Source organism: Streptomyces sp. NPDC059989, assembly GCF_042736975.1.
In the GTDB taxonomy this organism is placed as follows: Bacteria; Actinomycetota; Actinomycetes; order Streptomycetales; family Streptomycetaceae; genus Streptomyces.
Window position 1 is genome coordinate 88,328 of record NZ_JBHWUO010000023.1, and the last position, 16,918, is coordinate 105,245.

The window sequence follows — 16,918 nt, forward strand, 5'->3', positions numbered from 1 at the left end:
CTGCTGATCGCCGCGCCCGGGTAACAGGTCACCCGGGTCCGGGGTGGCGGCGGCCGGCCCGGCCCCCCGGGGGGTGGTGAGCAGCCCGGCCCGCCCCGGGGCCCCCCCCCCCCGCCGCCCCCCCACTCGTCCCGCCCGGCATGGACCTGCTGAAGGCTGACCTCTTTGAGAAGCTCGGCCCGCTGCTCTCGGCCGAGGCGGCCGCGGAGGCCCCGGGCACCGGAGTCGAGGCGGCCGACCTGGAACAAGCCGTCTGGGTCAGGCTGCTGGAGAGCGGCCCGCGCGACCCGGACCCCACCGGCCGCGCCCGCTGGCTGCGCCGGGCGGTGCGCGCGGAGGCCCGGCGCGCCCGGCGCCGCGCGCGGCGCGAGATCCCCTACGGCGTGACGCCGGCCGAGACGGGCGGCGCACCGGAAGACGCCCTGCTGCACGGCGAGGAGACCCGCGCCCTCCGATCGGCGGTCGCCCGATTGCCCGGACGCTGTCCCGAGCTGATGAAGGCACTTCTTTCGCCCAGAGACCTCACCTACCGTGAAATCGCAGGAGAGTTGGGTATCTCACAAGGAAGTTTGGGGCCCGTCCGTTCCCGTTGCCTGGGATGTCTGCGCAGAATGCTGGCTGCAGAGGTTGCGGCTCCTGGCCTGTGGGGAAAGGAGCGGTAGACCATCGGGCTACCAGGTGAGCGGGAGGCATGCGCACATGGGCATGAGCGTGACCATTTCGGCGGCGGCTGCCGAGGACGCTGAGCAGATCTTCAAACTGCAGTACCTGGCCTTCCAGCGCGAGGCCGAGCTGTACGGCAACTACCTGATCCAGCCGCTCACCCAGTCCCTGGACTCCCTCAAGGGGGAGCTGGCGGCGGACACCGTACTGGTGGCCCGGCTCGGTGACGAGGTCGTCGGCACCGTGCGCGGCAGCGTCGACGAGGACGGCACCGGAAAGATCGCCAAGCTCTGCGTGCACCCCCGCCTCCAGGGCCACGGCCTCGGCGCGCGCCTGCTGCGCGCCGTCGAGGAAGCCCTCGCGGGCGGCGGCGGCACGACCCGGTTCCGCCTGCACACCGGGCACAAGAGCGAGTCCAACCTGCGGCTCTACCGCAACGCGGGCTACACCAAGGTCGGCGGCCGCACGGCCTCCGACGGCGTCCAGCTGGTGATCCTGGAGAAGGACGCCAAGGACGCCACCGAATTCGCCGTCAGCGCGTAGCGCCCGCAGCGAGGCCGTCTAGCGCTTGGCGCGGAGCCAGATCATCCCGGTGATCGGCAGGATCACCGGGATGAACAGGTAGCCCATCCCGAACTGCGACCACACGGTCGCGTCGGGGAAGGACGAGGGACGCACCAGCGTCCACGTGCCCACGGCCAGTACGCCCGCCAGCTCGACGGCGCAGCACGCCAGCGCCGCCTTGCGGGCCGTCTCCCCGCCGCGCACCAGCGAGTACGTGATGAAGGCATAGGCCAGGGCGGCCGCGGCGGACAGCGAGTACGCCAGCGGCGCCCGGTCGAACTCGGTCGAGATCTGGTACGCCGACCGCGAGACCGCGCCGACCACCATCACCCCGTACAGCCACACCAGGAGCAGCCCGGGCCCGGAAACCAGCCGCTTGCGCCCGGCGGGAGTGGCGGTCGTCGTGTCAGGCACCGGTGGTTCCCCAGATGTCGTAGAGCCGTACTTCGAGGACGGCGAGGACGACCGCGCCCGCGGCCACCGTCACCGAACCCCACTTCGTGCGCTCGCTCAGCGAGAGCATCCCCGCCGCCGGCACCGCCGCGAAGGCGCCCAGCAGGTAGGCGACGAACAGCACCGTGCCCTGCCCCGGCTTCTCGCCGCGGCCGAGCTGGACCAGGCCGATCGCCAGCTGGGCCAGGACCAGCACGGTCACCACGGCCATGCCGATGAAGTGCCAGTCCTTGGTCGGCTGGTCCCGCCAGGCGGCGTGACCGCACCAGGCGGCGAGGGCGAGTGCGGCCACGCCGATGGCGACCGTCAGGGCGTCGAGCATGCAGCGAGGGTATTACGGGCCGAAAGACCCGATGCGCGCACCCCTGGCCCCGCGCTCGCGCGCGGCCGGCACGAGGACCGTGGTCTTGACCACAGCGCACACCGCGTACGAGCTCGGCGCGGACGGGGTCGTGCGGGATCTTCCGGCCGTGTCGGCGCAGGTCAGCGAGGACGGTCCGACCCCGGGGACGGGCGGCCGGCACCGACCGGGGGTGTCCGGTATACGGCCGGATTCCGTCCGCTATCCGGACATCATTGATCGGTGAAGGGATGCGTCTGCTTTACTTGGGCCCATGACCACGACGAGCAGCCGCACCCTTGCGACCGAGGCGACGATGACGCCCGGTGCTCGTTGTATGTGTCGAATGTGCGCCTTCTGAGGGCCCCTTCCTGCAGTCTCGCGCCCCGAAGCGAGACCGGCCGAGCCGCTCCGACGCCCGCTGTTGAACAACACGGACCGCTGGACCGCTCCTGCCCCGCGCACGCGTCATCGTCGGCGTTTCATGACGGTTCGACCCGTATCGCGTCCCCAGATGTTTGCCCCGTGCCCGGCACCCGCTGCGCCGAGCACTCGACAGCGACGGAAATCCTGTGATCACCACATCGGGCCTCACGAAGGTCTACCAGTCCCGTGGCCGCGAGGTCACCGCCCTGGACGGCGTGGACCTCCACGTCCGCGAGGGCGAGGTCTACGGAGTCATCGGCCAGAGCGGCGCCGGCAAGTCCTCCCTGATCCGCTGCGTGAACCTGCTGGAGCGCCCCACCACCGGCACCGTGACGGTCGACGGAGTCGACCTCACCGCGCTGGCCGGCCGCGGCCGCCGCGCCGGCAAGGAGCTCCGCGAGGCCCGCAGCCGCATCGGCATGGTCTTCCAGCACTTCAACCTGCTGTCCTCGCGCACCGTCCAGGCCAACATCGAGCTGCCCCTGGAGATCCTCGGCGTCTCCGGCCGCGAGCGCTCCCGCAAGGCCCTGGAACTCCTCGACCTGGTCGGCCTCGCCGACAAGGCCAAGGCCTACCCCACCCAGCTCTCCGGCGGCCAGAAGCAGCGCGTCGGCATCGCCCGCGCCCTGGCCGGCGACCCCAAGGTGCTCCTGTCCGACGAGGCCACCAGCGCCCTGGACCCCGAGACCACCCGCTCCATCCTCCGGCTGCTGCGCGACCTCAACCAGCAGCTCGGCCTCACCGTGCTGCTGATCACGCACGAGATGGACGTGGTCAAGTCCGTCTGCGACTCGGCCGCCCTGATGAAGCGGGGCCGGATCATCGAGTCCGGCACCGTCGCCGAACTGCTCGCGACCCCCGGCTCCGAGCTCGCCGGCGAACTCTTCCCGGTCACCGGCGCCGCCACCGGCCCCGACCGGACCGTCGTCGACGTCACCTTCCACGGTGAGGCGGCGGCCCAGCCGGTCATCTCGCAGCTCTCGCGGACGTACAACATCGACATCTCGATCCTCGGCGCCGCGATGGACACCGTCGCAGGGCGCCAGATCGGCCGCATGCGCATCGAGCTGCCGGGCCGCTTCGAGGACAACGTCGTACCCGTGGGCTTCCTGCGCGAGCAGGGCCTCCAGGTCGACGTCATCGACGAGGCCGACGAAGCCGACGGGATCGACAACGAACTGGCCGCGCTGGTCAAGGATGGTGCGAAGTGACCTGGTCCGAGATGCAGCCCCTGCTCACCCAGGGCACCTACGACACCCTCTACATGGTGCTGTGGTCCACCCTGGTGACCGTCCTGGGCGGACTGCCCATCGGCATCCTGCTGGTCCTCACCGACAAGGGCGGCCTCCTCCAGAACCGGCCGCTCAACAAGGTCCTCGGCGTGATCGTGAACATAGGCCGCTCGCTGCCGTTCATCATCCTGCTGATCTTCCTCATCCCGGTCACCACCGCGGTCGTCGGCACCTTCATCGGCCCCACCGCCATGATCGTCCCGCTCGCCATCGGCGCCATCCCCTTCTTCGCCCGGCTCGTCGAGACCGCCGTCCGCGAGGTGGACCACGGCCTGATCGAGGCCGTCGAGTCCATGGGCGGCGGCATCCCCACCCTGGTCGGCAAGGTGCTCCTGCCGCAGGCCCTGCCCTCCCTGATCGCCGGTGTCACCACGACCGTGATCACCCTGGTCGGCTACTCCGCCATGGCCGGCGCCGTCGGCGGCGAAGGGCTCGGCTCCAAGGCCATCACCTACGGCTTCCAGCGCTTCGAGACCGGCTTCATGGTCGCCACCGTCATCGTCCTGGTCGCCATCGTCACGGTGATCCAGCTGATCGGCGACGGCGTGGTTCGACTCCTGGCCCGCCGCGGCCGGACAGCCTGACAGCCCCCGGGCTGACAAGACTTTTCCCACCAGAAAGCCCGCACTTGTCGTGCTTGGGCCACCACCCCGTAAATGCAAGAAAGGCACTCTTCGTGCGTAAGAACATCAAGCTCACCGCCCTCGCCGCCACCGCCACCGCGCTCGCCCTCGGCCTCACCGCCTGCGGCAGCTCCTCGGACCCGTCCTCCACCAAGGCCGACGGCGGCAAGACCGACGAGAGCAAGCCGCTCGTCATCGCGGCCTCCCCGAGCCCCCACGCCGACGTCCTGAACTTCGTCAAGGACAAGCTCGCGGCGAAGGAGGGCCTCAAGCTCGAGGTCAAGGAGTTCACGGACTACGTCCTGCCGAACACCGCCACCGAGCAGGGCCAGGTCGACGGCAACTACTTCCAGCACAAGCCGTACCTCGACGACTTCAACAAGAAGAACAAGACGCACATCGTGCCCGTCGTGAACGTGCACCTGGAGCCCCTCGGCCTCTACTCCAAGAAGGTCAAGGCCCTCACGGACATCAAGGCCGGCCAGACCATCGCCGTCCCCAACGACACCACCAACGAGGGCCGCGCGCTCCAGCTGCTCGCCGCGAACAACCTCATCACCCTCAAGGAGGGTGTCGGCACCACCGCCAAGCTGTCCGACATCACCGACAAGAAGGGCCTGGAGTTCAAGGAGCTGGAGGCCGCCACGGTCCCGCGCGCCCTGAACGACGTGGACGCCGCCGTCATCAACGGCAACTACGCCATCGAGGCCAACCTCTCGCCCGCCAAGGACGCGCTGATCCTGGAGAAGGCCGAGGGCAACCCGTACGCCAACTTCCTCGCGGTCAAGGACGGCAACCAGAACGACCCGCGGATCCAGAAGCTCGCCAAGCTCCTGAACTCCGACGAGGTCAAGAAGTTCATCGAGGAGAAGTACCAGGGCTCGGTCATCCCGGCCTTCGGCACCCCGGCCTCCTGACCCACCCGGCCCGCACCGTCCGGCCAGGCCCTACGGCCCCGCACACCCCTGTCGGTGTGCGGGGCCGAGGTCTGCCCGCTTCCGGGCAACCCGGCCCTGCACATCCCCCGGCCGATGCTGCATGCTGTGGCCTACGACCCGCACAAACGGTCCCGTACGGAACGGTCCCGCACCACGGTCGCATCGCACCACGGTCGCACCACGGTCTCAGGCATGGAGCTGCGCATGACTACCACCTTCCCGGACGTCACCATCAGCACGGACCGGCTGGTGCTGCGCCCCTTCGAGGAAGAGGACGTCACCGCGCTCACCGAGATGATGAACGACGAGCACGTCACCGCCTGGACCTCCGTACCGCACCCCTACACCCACGCCGATGCCCGAGCCTGGGCCACCGAGGCCTCGCACGCCGAACGAACCGAGGGCCGCGGCATCGTCTTCGCCGTCACCGAGTTCCTCACCCAGCGCCTCGTCGGCATCGTCCACCTCCAGAACACCAACTGGCGGACCCGCGCCACCGAGGTCGGCTACGTCACCGCCCCGTGGGCCCGTGGCGAGGGCTACGCCAGCGAGTCCGTGCTCGCCGTCGCCCAATGGCTCTTCCGCGACCAGGCCTTCGAACGCCTCGAACTGCGCACCGCCGCAGACAACACCGCATCCCAGCAGGTGGCCCAGAAGATCGGCTGCATCAGCGAAGGCGTCCTGCGCAACGCGTGGATAGTGCGCACTCAGACGGCCGACGGCACCTGGACCGACACCCGCACCGACCTCATCGTCTGGAGCCTCGTCCCCGAGGACCTCGACGACGCGGAAGGCTACGGGGACTACGACGGCTACGACGCCTACACCGGCTACGAGCAGCGGGCCGACGCGAACGGCCACCGCGTCGGCGCCGACTGGAACTGACCCGATGACCAGGTAGTCTCACCGTGCCGGACCCCCCGACGAAAACTTCGCCTGCCCCCACCCCAGGAGACCGACGACGATGGCAGACCGGGTCACGGTGATCGGCTGGGACGGCTCGCCCCTGACCGCGGCCGCCCGGTCCGCGCTCTCCGCCGCCACCCTCGTGGCGGGCGCCGCCCACCACCTCGCGCTCCCCGAGGTCCCGCCCACCGCCGAACGCATCCGCCTCGGCAGCCTGGGCCTCGCCGCGCGCCGCATCGCCGGCCACCGCGGCACCGCCGTCGTCTTCGCCGACGGGGACCCCGGCTTCTTCGGCGTCGTACGCACCCTGCGCGCCCCGGAGCACGGCCTGGAGGTCGAGGTCGTCCCGGCCGTCTCCGCCGTCGCCGCCGCCTTCGCCCGCGCCGGCATGCCCTGGGACGACGCCCAGGTCGTCGTCGCCCACCCGCGCACCCTGCGCCGCGCCGTCAACGTCTGCCGCGCCCACGCCAAGGTCGCCGTCCTCACCTCGCCCGGCGCCGGCCCCGCCGAACTCGCCCTGCTCCTCGAAGGAGTCCACCGCACCTTCGTCGTCTGCGAGGAACTCGGCACCGACAAGGAACAGGTGAGCGTCCTCACCTCCGACAAGGCCGCCGACCACACCTGGCGCGACCCCAACGTCGTCATCGTCATCGGCGGCGGGGGACAGGTCTCCGCCGCCGACCCGGGCTGGCTGCTCGGCCAGAGCGCCGCCCAGTCCCCCGGACCCGCCGGCCGCGGCTGGGCCAGGCCCCAGGCCGACACGGGGGAGGGCGAGTCCGCGCAACTGCGGGCCGCACAGCTCGCCCGGCTCGGCCCCCGCACCGGCGACCTCGTCTGGGACATCGGCGCAGGCTCCGGCGGCGTCGCCGTGGACGCCGCCGCTCTCGGCGCCGCCGTCATCGCCGTCGACAGCGACCCGCACGCCTGCGAACGCGTAACTGCCGCCGCCCGCAAGCGAGGAGTGCAGCTCCAGGTCGTCGCCGGGCGCGCACCGCACGTACTGGAGGACCTGCCCGAACCCGACGTCGTCCGCGTCGGCGGCGGAGGAGCGGCCGTCGTCGCCGCCGTCGCCGACCGCCGCCCCGAACGGATCGTCAGCCACGCCTCCACCCGCGACGAGGCGGAAGCCATCGGCCGGGCACTCACCGAACACGGGTACGCCGTCGAGTGCGCGCTGCTCCAGTCCGTGGGCCTGGACACCCGCACCTGGACCGAACAGGACCGTTCCGTCGTGTTCCTCCTGTCCGCTGAACGCCCAGTGACCCGCTGAGCCGAGGGCCGGGGTAGGCTGGCCGATCGTCGTACTGCCCTGGACGATTCGGGCATCACGGCACCGCGGGACGCGCGACGTGGCGCAGTCCACAGTGGACCGTGGCGGTTATGGCCGCCACGGTGGCTAACGGGCGCGACAATGCTTAGTGGTTGTCGCGCAGGCGCAGGTGAGGCGAACGCGTCGCACGGCAGACCCGCACGGCAACTCCGCGCGGCGGGCCCTGTGGGCGACCGGGCGATCGAAGAGGCAACACCGATGGGCGAGGGGTACGCATGACTGACACCGGCCAGGTCCCGGGCGAGGGTCACCCGGACAACGCGGGCATGGTGGATCAGCAGGGCATGCCCGCTCCGCTCCAGATGCCCCCGCCGCTGCCCCCCGGCTACGCCTTCCACGACCTCGTGGACAACCCGGCCGAGCCGGAGGACGAGGAACTGCTGCTCATGCCGAGCGGCCAGGGCTCGTGGAGCGACCCGCAGGTCGTCCCGCCGGCTCCCGCCTTCCCCGTCGAGCCGCAGGCCTACGCGGACGCGCCGTACGGCACCGAGCCCTCGTACCCCGAGGCTCCGGCGGCCTACGCAGAACCGGCCCCGTACCCCGAGTTCCCCTCCTACGGCGCGGGCGCGCACGAGACGGGCGGCCGTGACTCCGGCGCGCTCGACCTCGGCGGGCTCGTCGTTCCTCCGCCCGCGGTTCCCGTCGCGCAGGCCGCGCCGGTCCGGCGGCCGCTGCACATGGGCCCGCCCGTGCCCGAGGCCACCGGTGGACTCGTACGCTCCCTCGCGGACCGGGGTCCTGCCGCGGCGCCGATGCCGGTCCGCCAGGCCGGTCCGCCGACCACCGGGCCCGAATACCTGGACGTCCCGCGTGCCGATGCCCTGGCGGCGCCCGTACCGCAGCTGAGCGAGATCCCGCCGCAGGCGGGTGCGCCGTGGGCCATGGAGCCGGCCCAGGCCCCGGTCGCCGCCCCGGTCGCCGCCCCGGTCGCCGAGCCCGTCCCGGCCCCGGAGCCGGCGGCGGAGGCCGCCCAGGCCCAGGCCGCCGAGCCGCCGGCGGATGCCGCCCCGGCTCCCGAGCCGGTCCCGGAGGTCGCCGCGTTCTCCGCCCCCGAGCCGGTCGCGCAGGCCGCCCCGGCCCCCGAGCCCGTGCCGGCCGCCGAGCCCGTCCCGGACCATGCCCCGATCGCGGAGGCCGCCCCGGAGCCCGCCGCGGCCGCCGAGCCGGTCGTTCCCGCTGCCGAGCCCGTGGCGCAGGAGCCCCTCGCCGCCGAGGCCGCCCCGGTGGAGCCCGTCCCGGCCCCCGAGCCGGTCGCGGTGCCCGCACCCGCAGAAACGGTGGTGCAGCCCGCCGACGCCCCTGCGGCGGAGGCACCCGCGGAGCCCGTCCCGGCCCCGGCCGCACCGGAAGCCGCCGTGCCGGCGGACCAGCCCGTCCCGGAGGTACCGGCGGAGCCGGCCTCTCCCGAGGCGCTCGCCGAGCCCGTTCGGATCCCGGCCGAGCCGGAGGCCGCCGCACTCGCGGAGCCGGCCTCTCCCGAGGTGCTCGCAGAGCCCGTCGAGTCCCCGGCCGCCCCGGACGCCGCCGCACCGGCAGAGCCCGTACACGCGGAGCCCGTTGCGGCGGAGCCGCTCGCAGCGGCCGAGCCCGAGACCCCGGCGGAGCCCGCCCCGGCCGAAGCCGAGACCCTGTACGCCGAGCCCGCCGCGGGCGAGCCGGCGCCCGCGTACGACGACGCCGAGCGCGAGGCCGTCCTGCGCGTCATGCGCGAACGCCGCGACATCCGCAAGGGCTTCCGTACCGACCCGATCCCGCACGAGGTGCTGCTGCGCGTCCTGGAGGCGGCCCACACCGCGCCCAGCGTCGGCCACTCCCAGCCCTGGGACTTCGTCGTCATCCGCTCCGCCGAAACTCGCCGGACGATGCACGAGCTCGCCCAGCGGCAGCGCGAGGCCTACGCGAACTCGCTGCCCAAGGCCCGGGCCAAGCAGTTCAAGGAACTCAAGATCGAGGCCATCCTCGACACCCCGGTGAACATCGTCGTCACCGCCGACCCCACCCGCGGCGGCCGCCACACCCTCGGCCGGCACACCCAGCCGCAGATGGCCCCGTACTCCTCGGCCCTCGCCGTCGAGAACCTCTGGCTCGCCGCGCGCGCCGAAGGCCTCGGCGTCGGCTGGGTCAGCTTCTTCGACGAGCGCGAGATGGTCCGCGCGCTCGGCCTGCCGGAGCACCTGGAGGTCGTCGCGTACCTGTGCGTCGGCTACGTCGACGAGTTCCCGGAGGAGCCGGAGCTGGCCCAAGCGGGCTGGTCCCAGCGCCGACCCCTCTCCTGGGTCGTCCACGAGGAGACGTACGGGCGCCGCGCGCTGCCCGGCGAGGAGCCGCACGACCTGCTCTCGGAGACGGTCGCCAGCATCCGCCCGCTCGACGCGAAGGCGCTGGGCGAGGCATGGGAACGCCAGAAGCGCATGACGAAGCCCGCAGGGGCCCTGGGCATGCTCGAAATCATCTCGGCGCAGCTCTCCGGCCTCTCGCGGGTCTGCCCGCCGCCGATCCCGGAGCCGGCCGCGGTCGCGATCTTCGCGGGTGACCACGGCGTGCACGCCCAGGGCGTGACCCCCTGGCCCCAGGAGGTCACCACGCAGATGGTGGCCAACTTCCTGGGCGGCGGGGCGGTCTGCAACGCCTTCGCCAACCAGGTCGGTGCCGAGGTCTGCGTGATCGACGTCGGCGTCGCGGGCGACCTGCCCGCCACCCCCGGCCTCCTTCCCCGGAAGGTCCGCCCGGGCACCGCCGACCTCTCCGTGGGCCCGGCGATGACCCGCGAAGAGGCCGTGGCCGCGATCGAGGTCGGCATCGAGACGGCCCGCGACCTGGTCGCGGCGGGCAACAAGGCCCTGCTCACGGGCGAGATGGGCATCGCGAACACCACGGTTTCCGCGGCCCTCATCTCGGTCTTCACCGGGGTCGACCCGGCGGAGGTCACCGGCCGCGGCACGGGCATCAACGACGAGACCCACGCGCGCAAGGTCGAGGTCGTCCGCCGCGCCCTGGAGCTCCACCAGCCCGACCCGGCCGACCCGATCGGCGTCCTCGCCGCCATCGGCGGTCTGGAGCACGCGGCGATCGTCGGCCTCCTGCTCGGCGGAGCCTCCCTGCGGACCCCGGTGATCCTGGACGGCGTCAGCGCCGGCGCGGCCGCCCTGGTGGCCCGCGCCATCGCCCCCGAGGCCCTGTCCGCGTGCATCGCGGGCCACCGCAGCGCGGAGCCGGGCCACGTCGCGGCCCTGAACAAGCTCGGCCTGCGCCCGCTGGTCGACCTGGACCTCCGCCTCGGCGAGGGCACGGGCGCCCTGCTGGCCCTCCCGCTGGTCCAGAGCGCGGCCCGCGCGATGCACGAGGTCGCCACGTTCGACTCGGCGGGCGTCACCGAAAAGTAGCCGCCGGGGCTTCGGCCGGTGGTTCGCCTCAATCGCCGGCGGGGCTGGGTTTGTGCCCCGCGGGCGGGGCCGGAGTGGGGGTTGGGGCGGTGCCCCTCCGGAGTGTCTCCTCGTCCTCGCGCACGAAGCCACCCCTTCGTGGCGTAAGCCCCGGTTGCGCGCTCGTCCTGCGGGGACCCTCCTGCGGGCCCCCACCCCAACCCCCACTCCGGCCCCGCCCGGGTGCGGGCTTCGAATCGACTCCCCGTGCACCGGGCCCCTGGGCCTGCGGGGGGAGCGGGGGCGCGCAGGGACGTCCCCGCAGGACGAGCGCGCAACCAAAGCAGCACGCCAGTGACGAGGCATAGTGCGCGAGGACGAGGAGTCGTCCCGGAGGGACCCCGCGGACCGGCCCGAACGGTCAAGACCCCGCCCCGGCGGAACAAACCCACCTGGCCGACCCCGACCAGGGTGACAAACCCAGCCCCGGCGAAAACCAGCCCGCACGGCCGACCCCGCCCGGGGGGACAAACCCAGCCCCGCCGGCGTTTGAGGCGCGGGGTCTGGGGCGGAGCCCCAGGAGGCCGGGCGACAGCCAAGCCCCGACCCGCACCCCCGACCCCCCGGGTCGTATCGTGGAGCCGGACACCGGAAAACCCCACGTCAACCAGCCGCTCCAGCGCCGCAGCGGCCCCGCAGATCCACCGCCGCACCAGGGAGCCGCAACCGCCATGGCCGACACCCCCGCCTACCCCGTAGGACTTCGACTCGCCGGCCGCCGCGTCGTCGTCATCGGCGGCGGACAGGTCGCCCAGCGCCGCCTCCCCGCGCTCGTCGCGGCCGGCGCCGACGTCCTGCTCGTCTCCCCCTCCGCCACCCCCTCCGTGGACGCCATGGCCGAGACCGGCGAGATCCGCTGGGAGCGCCGCCGCTACGAGGACGGCGACCTGGTCGGCGCCTGGTACGCCCTCATCGCCACCCGGGACCGCGAGGCCAACGACCGCGCCTCCGCCGAAGCCGAGCGCGAGCGGGTCTGGTGCGTCCGTGCCGACGACGCCGAGGCCGCCACCGCCTGGACCCCGGCCACCGGCCGAGTGGAGGGCGTGACCGTCGCCGTGCTGAGCGGCAACGACCCCCGCCGCTCCGCCGCCGTCCGGGACGCGGTCGTCGAGGGGCTGCGCAACGGCACCCTCACGGCCGCCCGCGCCCACACGCCCGGCGTCTCCCTCGTCGGCGGCGGTCCCGGAGACCCCGACCTCATCACCGTGCGCGGCCGCCGCCTGCTCGCCGAGGCCGACGTCGTCATCGCCGACCGGCTCGGCCCCCGCGACCTGCTCGACGAGCTCCCGCCGCACGTCGAGGTCATCGACGCCGCGAAGATCCCGTACGGCCGGTTCATGGCCCAGGAGGCCATCAACAACGCGCTGATCGAGCACGCCAAGGCCGGCAAGGCCGTGGTCCGGCTCAAGGGCGGGGACCCGTACGTCTTCGGCCGCGGCATGGAGGAGCTCCAGGCGCTCGCGCAGGAGGGAATCCCCTGCACCGTCGTGCCCGGCATCTCCAGCTCCATCTCGGTGCCCGGCGCCGTCGGCATCCCCGTCACCCACCGCGGCGTGGCGCACGAGTTCACGGTGGTCAGCGGCCACGTCGGACCCGACGATCCGCGCTCCCTGGTGGACTGGGCCTCCCTCGCCAAGCTCACCGGCACCCTGGTGATCCTGATGGGCGTCGACAAGATCGGCCTGATCGCCGAGGCGCTCGTGCGCCACGGCCGCTCCGCCGAGACCCCCGTCGCGGTCATCCAGGAGGGCACCACCGCCACCCAGCGCCGCGTGGACGCCACGCTCGCCACGGTCGGCGAGACGGTCCGGGCACAGGAGGTCCGGCCGCCCGCGGTCATCGTCATCGGTGACGTCGTCGCGGTCAACGGAACTCCCCCCACCACCAGCGCCTGACAGGCCGTTGGCTTCACACCCAGGACAAGGCAGTATCACCCTGTGGCTGATCTCATCACCGTCGAAGACCCCGACGACCCGCGCCTGCGCGACTACACGGGCCTGACCGACGTCGAACTCCGGCGCAGGCGCGAGCCCGCGGAAGGCCTTTTCATCGCCGAGGGCGAGAAGGTCATCAGACGTGCCAAGGACGCCGGGTACGAGATGCGCTCGATGCTGCTCTCCGCCAAGTGGGTCGACGTCATGCGCGACGTCATCGACGAGCTCCCGGCCCCGGTCTACGCGGTCAGCCCCGAGCTCGCCGAGCGCGTCACCGGCTACCACGTGCACCGCGGCGCCCTCGCCTCCATGCAGCGCAAGCCGCTGCCGACGGCCGAGGAGCTCCTCGCCACGACCCGCCGCGTGGTCATCATGGAAGCGGTCAACGACCACACCAACATCGGGGCCATCTTCCGCAGCGCCGCCGCCCTCGGCATGGACGCGGTGCTGCTGTCGCCCGACTGCGCGGACCCGCTGTACCGCCGCTCGGTGAAGGTCTCCATGGGCGCGGTCTTCTCCGTCCCCTACGCCCGTCTGGACGCCTGGCCCAAGGGCCTGGACTCGGTCCGGGAGGCCGGCTTCAAGCTGCTCGCCCTGACCCCGCACCAGAAGGCCTCGCCGATCGACGTGGCCGCGCCCCAGTCCCTGGAGCGGGTCGCGCTGATGCTCGGCGCCGAGGGCGACGGACTGTCCACGCAGGCGCTGGTCGCCGCCGACGAATGGGTGCGCATCCCCATGGCGCACGGCGTGGACTCCCTGAACGTGGGCGCGGCCGCGGCCGTCGCCTTCTACGCGGTGGCCCAGGGCCGCGAGACCGCGTAGTTCCCCCCGTCAGAACTTCTGGGCCGCCGCGATGCCCAGCGCCACGATCAGCGTCACCACGACGAACACGATCAGCCGCTGCCGCATCAGCTTCGGGTCCGGCCGCGAAGGGCGCCGCCCCGTCCCCGTCGTCCGGGGGGCCGGGCGGCCGCCCGTACGCCCCGCGGTCGGCCGGGAGGAGGGCCCCCCGGGGGTGCGCGGGGTGCGGGAGGACGAGGGCCGCGAGGGCGGCCCGCCCTGGGCCCGCGGAGTGGTGTCGCCGCGCGTACGGCGCTCCGTGCGCTGGTCGGCGTACGTGGCGGAGTCCTCCGCCGGCCGACCCGCAGGCCGCTCGGTGCGGGCGCGCTGCGCCGGCGGGCGCCCCTCGGGCAGCCCCTGCGCCTCGCGGGCCGCGATCTCCTTGAGCCGCATCGACAGCTGGAGCGTGCTGGGCCGGTCCTCGGGGTCCTTGGCCAGGCAGGCCCGTACGAGGGGCGCGAGCGCGTCCGGAACCCCCTGCAGGTGCGGCTCCTCGTGGACCACCCGGTACAGCATGACCTCGGAACTGCCGTGCCCGAAGGGCGAGTCCGCGGTCGCCGCGTAGGCGAGGGTGGCACCGAGGGCGAAGACGTCCGTGGCGGGGGTGACGGCGGCGCCGCGCACCTGTTCGGGCGCCAGGAAGCCGGGGGAGCCGACGGCCGTTCCCACGTGGGTGAGGGTGCTCGCCCCGGTGGCCCAGGCGATCCCGAAGTCGATGATCCGCGGGCCCTTGGGGGAGAGAAGAATGTTCGAGGGCTTGAGGTCGCGGTGGACGACGCCCGCCTCGTGCACGGCGACGAGGCCCTCGGAGAGCGCGGCGCCGATCGCGGCGATCTGCGCGGCCGTGAGGGGGCCTTCCTCGGCCACCTTGTCGTGCAGGGAGGGCCCGGGCACGTACTGCGTGGCGAACCACGGCCGCTCGGCCTCCAGGTCCGCCGCCACCAGGCGCGCGGTGCACCCGCCCCGGATCCGCCGGGCGGCGGACACCTCGCGGGCGAACCGGGAGCGGAACTCCTGGTCCTCGGCCAGATCCGGCCGGATGACCTTGAGCGCGACGCGCTGCCCGCGCCGGTCGGATCCCAGGTAGACCACACCCATGCCGCCGGCGCCGAGCCGTCGGTGCAGTCTGAACGAGCCGACGACACGCGGGTCCTCGCGCCGGAGCCGCATCATCGCCATGTCCACCCCGCTGACCGGTCGTCCTGTTGACGTGGCACAGCTTACGGACGATCCGGCATGCGCGCTCAGAGGCCGCGCCCTCGCCGGGAGATTCGATTGTCAGTGCGGCACAGCACACTTGAGGGTCTTTCAGCACTGCCGCAGGGTGCCGGCGAACCCCTCTCGCGGGCGGCCAACCAGCCCTCCCGGAAAGGGGATTGGTGCAGCTACCGGGCCCCCGGCCCGGTCGCGTGCGCCCGCGCACGCCCCACACCCGAGTCGATCTTGCCGACAGCCTGCCCGCGGACACGCAGGAACAGGGAGTGACGGAAGTGAGCGAAGTCACTACGCTCCGGTGACCCCCTCCGGGAAGACCCCTACAACGGGCGAGCGGTCTCCACCCAGGGGAGTACGCGGGGTGGATGCCGTCATCCTCCTGGAGGCCCGGCAAGGGGTACGAGGGCATGAGGCCAGGGGCCTTCCGCCCGCCTAGTGTTGAAGACAAGCGGCGGGTGGCGCACTCGTCCCCGAGGTCACAAGCCCGCCGCTGCCAAACGACAGGGAGAGGACCATGGCGGACATCGCACGGCAGGGACGCAAGGCATTCGCGTTCAACGGCCATGAGTCCGGTACGCGCCACCCGCTGGTGGCCGCGGCGATGGTGCTCCCCCTGGCCGCCCTCCTGCTCTTCCTCTTCGGAGGCTTCGAGCAGGTCGCGGCACAGGCGTCGTCCGTGGGCATGATGCTGGGGCGCTGAGCGGCGCCCCAGGTCCGGGAGAGCGGCCCGGGCCGGGACATCGGCCTGTCGAACCCCGTGGGGACGGGGGAGCGACAACGGACGGCAGGTGAAGGGTGCTGCCCGTGCGACTGGGGAGTCGCACGGGCAGCACCCTTTTTGTTCGTTCCCTCCTTTCCCCGTACGGGCCCACCCGTGCTTGCATGTGCTCCGGGGCCGGACCGGCCCGTCCGACCCGGGGGTTCCCATGACCGTGCCGTTGCCCGCCGCCCTCGCCGCGTACGCCGCCGCGGGCGGCCCGGGAGCGGGGGAGCCGTATGCGGTCCTCGCCGACCGGGACGACGGGACCGTGGTGCGCTGCGGGCCGGCCGTGGCCAAGGCGCACGCCGAGGACGCCGACCGCGAGGGCCTCGCCGTACGGGTGCGGATCGCCGGGGACCGGGCGCTGGCAGGTGTGCTGCTGCCACCGCTGCGGGCCGGCTGCGGCTCCGTCCACGGGCGGCCCGTCTCCCTCTGGCCGTACGGGACCCCCGTGGACCCGGAACGCCCCGAGGACGCGCCCTGGGAGGAGGCCGCCCGGCTGCTCGCGGCCCTGCACCGGACACCGCTCGACGGACTCCCGGGCCCGGTCCCGCCGATGCGCGGCCCGGCCAAGGTCGCCCGCGCCCTGCGCCGCCTCGCGCGGGCGCTGCCGGACACCACCGGCGAAGTCCCCGAAGTCCCCGAAGTCCCCGAAGGCGTCGAACTCGTGGAACGAGTCGAAGGCGCCGCCACACGCGCCGACGCCCGTGCCGTACGCGCCGCCGCCCGCACGCTGCCCGCCTGGGCGCGCGGGGAAGCCGAGGCGCCCGCCGGCGGGGCGCTGTGCCACGGGGACCTGCACCTCGGGCAGCTGGTCCGGCATCCCGCCCCGGCGGGGCCCTGGCTCCTCATCGACGTCGACGACCTCGGCCTCGGCACCCCCGCCTGGGACCTCGCCCGCCCCGCCGCCTGGTACGCCGCGGGGCTGCTCGACACCGGCACCTGGCTGCGCTTCCTCGACGCCTACCGCGCCGTCGGCGGCCCGGCCGCCGGTCCGCCCGGCTCCGACCCCTGGCCGGAACTCGACCTCGCCGCCCGCGCGCTCACCGTACAGACGGCCGCCCTGGCCCTGGCCAAGGCCGCCGGGTCGGGCCGCCGACTCGACGACGTGGAGCGGCTGATGGTGGACGCCTGTGTCCGAATAGCCGGGCTCCCGGCCGACTTGGAGTCCGGGCCTCCGTCGTAGGGTGAGTTTCCCGCCGCCGGGCATGC

The 16,918-nt window shown here is 73.3% G+C and carries 15 protein-coding genes; 12 read left to right on the plus strand and 3 right to left on the minus strand.

Annotated elements, in window-relative coordinates; translation table 11 throughout:
* The first annotated feature begins 140 nt into the window (after nt 1-140).
* Together ACFWBN_RS21700 and ACFWBN_RS21705 are read left to right on the plus strand one after the other, a co-directional pair.
* Nucleotides 141-662, plus strand: a complete 522-nt coding sequence (locus tag ACFWBN_RS21700) for an RNA polymerase sigma factor (RefSeq protein WP_385178525.1) — start codon at nt 141-143, stop codon at nt 660-662.
* 37 nt (nt 663-699) lie between these two features.
* Nucleotides 700-1,206, plus strand: coding sequence for a GNAT family N-acetyltransferase (locus ACFWBN_RS21705; RefSeq protein ID WP_385178526.1), 507 nt, complete (start codon nt 700-702; stop codon nt 1,204-1,206).
* An 18-nt stretch (nt 1,207-1,224) separates the two neighbouring features.
* Here the strand turns inward: ACFWBN_RS21705 and ACFWBN_RS21710 are convergent, their stop codons facing one another.
* Together ACFWBN_RS21710 and ACFWBN_RS21715 are read right to left on the minus strand one after the other, a co-directional pair.
* A complete protein-coding gene (locus tag ACFWBN_RS21710) occupies nt 1,225-1,641 on the minus strand; it encodes a hypothetical protein (protein ID WP_385178527.1) in 417 nt (138 codons plus the stop codon).
* Nucleotides 1,634-2,002: a hypothetical protein gene (locus tag ACFWBN_RS21715; RefSeq protein WP_385178528.1), complete on the minus strand. Its 369-nt coding sequence runs from the start codon at nt 2,000-2,002 to the stop codon at nt 1,634-1,636. Before ACFWBN_RS21715 ends, ACFWBN_RS21710 begins: the two co-directional genes overlap by 8 nt.
* Before the next feature lie 590 nt (nt 2,003-2,592).
* Here ACFWBN_RS21715 and ACFWBN_RS21720 point away from each other — a divergent pair.
* The 8 genes from ACFWBN_RS21720 to ACFWBN_RS21755 all read left to right on the plus strand — a co-directional run bounded on the left by ACFWBN_RS21720 (nt 2,593) and on the right by ACFWBN_RS21755 (nt 13,713).
* Complete coding sequence (locus ACFWBN_RS21720) at nt 2,593-3,657, plus strand: methionine ABC transporter ATP-binding protein (protein ID WP_385178529.1); 1,065 nt, start codon at nt 2,593-2,595, stop codon at nt 3,655-3,657.
* Complete coding sequence (locus ACFWBN_RS21725) at nt 3,654-4,322, plus strand: methionine ABC transporter permease (protein ID WP_385178530.1); 669 nt, start codon at nt 3,654-3,656, stop codon at nt 4,320-4,322. Before ACFWBN_RS21720 ends, ACFWBN_RS21725 begins: the two co-directional genes overlap by 4 nt.
* A gap of 92 nt (nt 4,323-4,414) precedes the next feature.
* Nucleotides 4,415-5,278: a MetQ/NlpA family ABC transporter substrate-binding protein gene (locus ACFWBN_RS21730; protein ID WP_385178531.1), complete on the plus strand. Its 864-nt coding sequence runs from the start codon at nt 4,415-4,417 to the stop codon at nt 5,276-5,278.
* A 225-nt stretch (nt 5,279-5,503) separates the two neighbouring features.
* On the plus strand, nt 5,504-6,184 hold the full coding sequence (locus ACFWBN_RS21735; protein ID WP_385178532.1) for a GNAT family N-acetyltransferase: 681 nt from the start codon (nt 5,504-5,506) through the stop codon (nt 6,182-6,184).
* 79 nt (nt 6,185-6,263) lie between these two features.
* On the plus strand, nt 6,264-7,475 hold the full coding sequence (gene cbiE / locus ACFWBN_RS21740) for a precorrin-6y C5,15-methyltransferase (decarboxylating) subunit CbiE (protein ID WP_385178533.1): 1,212 nt from the start codon (nt 6,264-6,266) through the stop codon (nt 7,473-7,475).
* A 275-nt stretch (nt 7,476-7,750) separates the two neighbouring features.
* Nucleotides 7,751-10,918 carry a nicotinate-nucleotide--dimethylbenzimidazole phosphoribosyltransferase gene (gene cobT / locus ACFWBN_RS21745; protein ID WP_385178534.1) on the plus strand — a complete coding sequence of 1,056 codons (3,168 nt, stop codon included), beginning with the start codon at nt 7,751-7,753 and terminating at the stop codon, nt 10,916-10,918.
* 710 nt (nt 10,919-11,628) lie between these two features.
* Nucleotides 11,629-12,852: a uroporphyrinogen-III C-methyltransferase gene (gene cobA, locus ACFWBN_RS21750; protein WP_385178535.1), complete on the plus strand. Its 1,224-nt coding sequence runs from the start codon at nt 11,629-11,631 to the stop codon at nt 12,850-12,852.
* A 42-nt stretch (nt 12,853-12,894) separates the two neighbouring features.
* Nucleotides 12,895-13,713, plus strand: a complete 819-nt coding sequence (locus ACFWBN_RS21755; RefSeq protein ID WP_382647971.1) for a TrmH family RNA methyltransferase — start codon at nt 12,895-12,897, stop codon at nt 13,711-13,713.
* 9 nt (nt 13,714-13,722) lie between these two features.
* On the opposite strand, the gene ACFWBN_RS21760 is transcribed toward ACFWBN_RS21755, so the two are convergent.
* The gene (locus ACFWBN_RS21760; RefSeq protein WP_385178536.1) at nt 13,723-14,910 is read right to left on the minus strand and encodes a protein kinase; all 1,188 of its coding nucleotides are present in this window, start codon (nt 14,908-14,910) and stop codon (nt 13,723-13,725) included.
* 550 nt (nt 14,911-15,460) lie between these two features.
* Between ACFWBN_RS21760 and ACFWBN_RS21765 the strand changes: the two genes are divergently transcribed.
* Nucleotides 15,461-15,646, plus strand: a complete 186-nt coding sequence (locus ACFWBN_RS21765) for a hypothetical protein (protein WP_385178537.1) — start codon at nt 15,461-15,463, stop codon at nt 15,644-15,646.
* 226 nt (nt 15,647-15,872) lie between these two features.
* The gene (locus ACFWBN_RS21770) at nt 15,873-16,892 is read left to right on the plus strand and encodes a phosphotransferase family protein (protein WP_385178538.1); all 1,020 of its coding nucleotides are present in this window, start codon (nt 15,873-15,875) and stop codon (nt 16,890-16,892) included.
* Nucleotides 16,893-16,918 lie beyond the last annotated feature (26 nt).

Excerpts from the sequence above, each read along its gene's own strand:
- ACFWBN_RS21700 (WP_385178525.1), top strand. The coding sequence starts at position 141 with ATGGACCTGCTGAAGGCTGACCTCTTTGAGAAGCTCGGCCCGCTGCTC.
- ACFWBN_RS21705 (WP_385178526.1), top strand. The coding sequence starts at position 700 with ATGGGCATGAGCGTGACCATTTCGGCGGCGGCTGCCGAGGACGCTGAG.
- ACFWBN_RS21715 (WP_385178528.1), bottom strand. The coding sequence starts at position 2,002 with ATGCTCGACGCCCTGACGGTCGCCATCGGCGTGGCCGCACTCGCCCTC.
- ACFWBN_RS21735 (WP_385178532.1), top strand. The coding sequence starts at position 5,504 with ATGACTACCACCTTCCCGGACGTCACCATCAGCACGGACCGGCTGGTG.
- cbiE (WP_385178533.1), top strand. The coding sequence starts at position 6,264 with ATGGCAGACCGGGTCACGGTGATCGGCTGGGACGGCTCGCCCCTGACC.
- cobT (WP_385178534.1), top strand. The coding sequence starts at position 7,751 with ATGACTGACACCGGCCAGGTCCCGGGCGAGGGTCACCCGGACAACGCG.
- cobA (WP_385178535.1), top strand. The coding sequence starts at position 11,629 with ATGGCCGACACCCCCGCCTACCCCGTAGGACTTCGACTCGCCGGCCGC.
- ACFWBN_RS21760 (WP_385178536.1), bottom strand. The coding sequence starts at position 14,910 with ATGGCGATGATGCGGCTCCGGCGCGAGGACCCGCGTGTCGTCGGCTCG.
- ACFWBN_RS21765 (WP_385178537.1), top strand. The coding sequence starts at position 15,461 with ATGGCGGACATCGCACGGCAGGGACGCAAGGCATTCGCGTTCAACGGC.
- ACFWBN_RS21770 (WP_385178538.1), top strand. The coding sequence starts at position 15,873 with ATGACCGTGCCGTTGCCCGCCGCCCTCGCCGCGTACGCCGCCGCGGGC.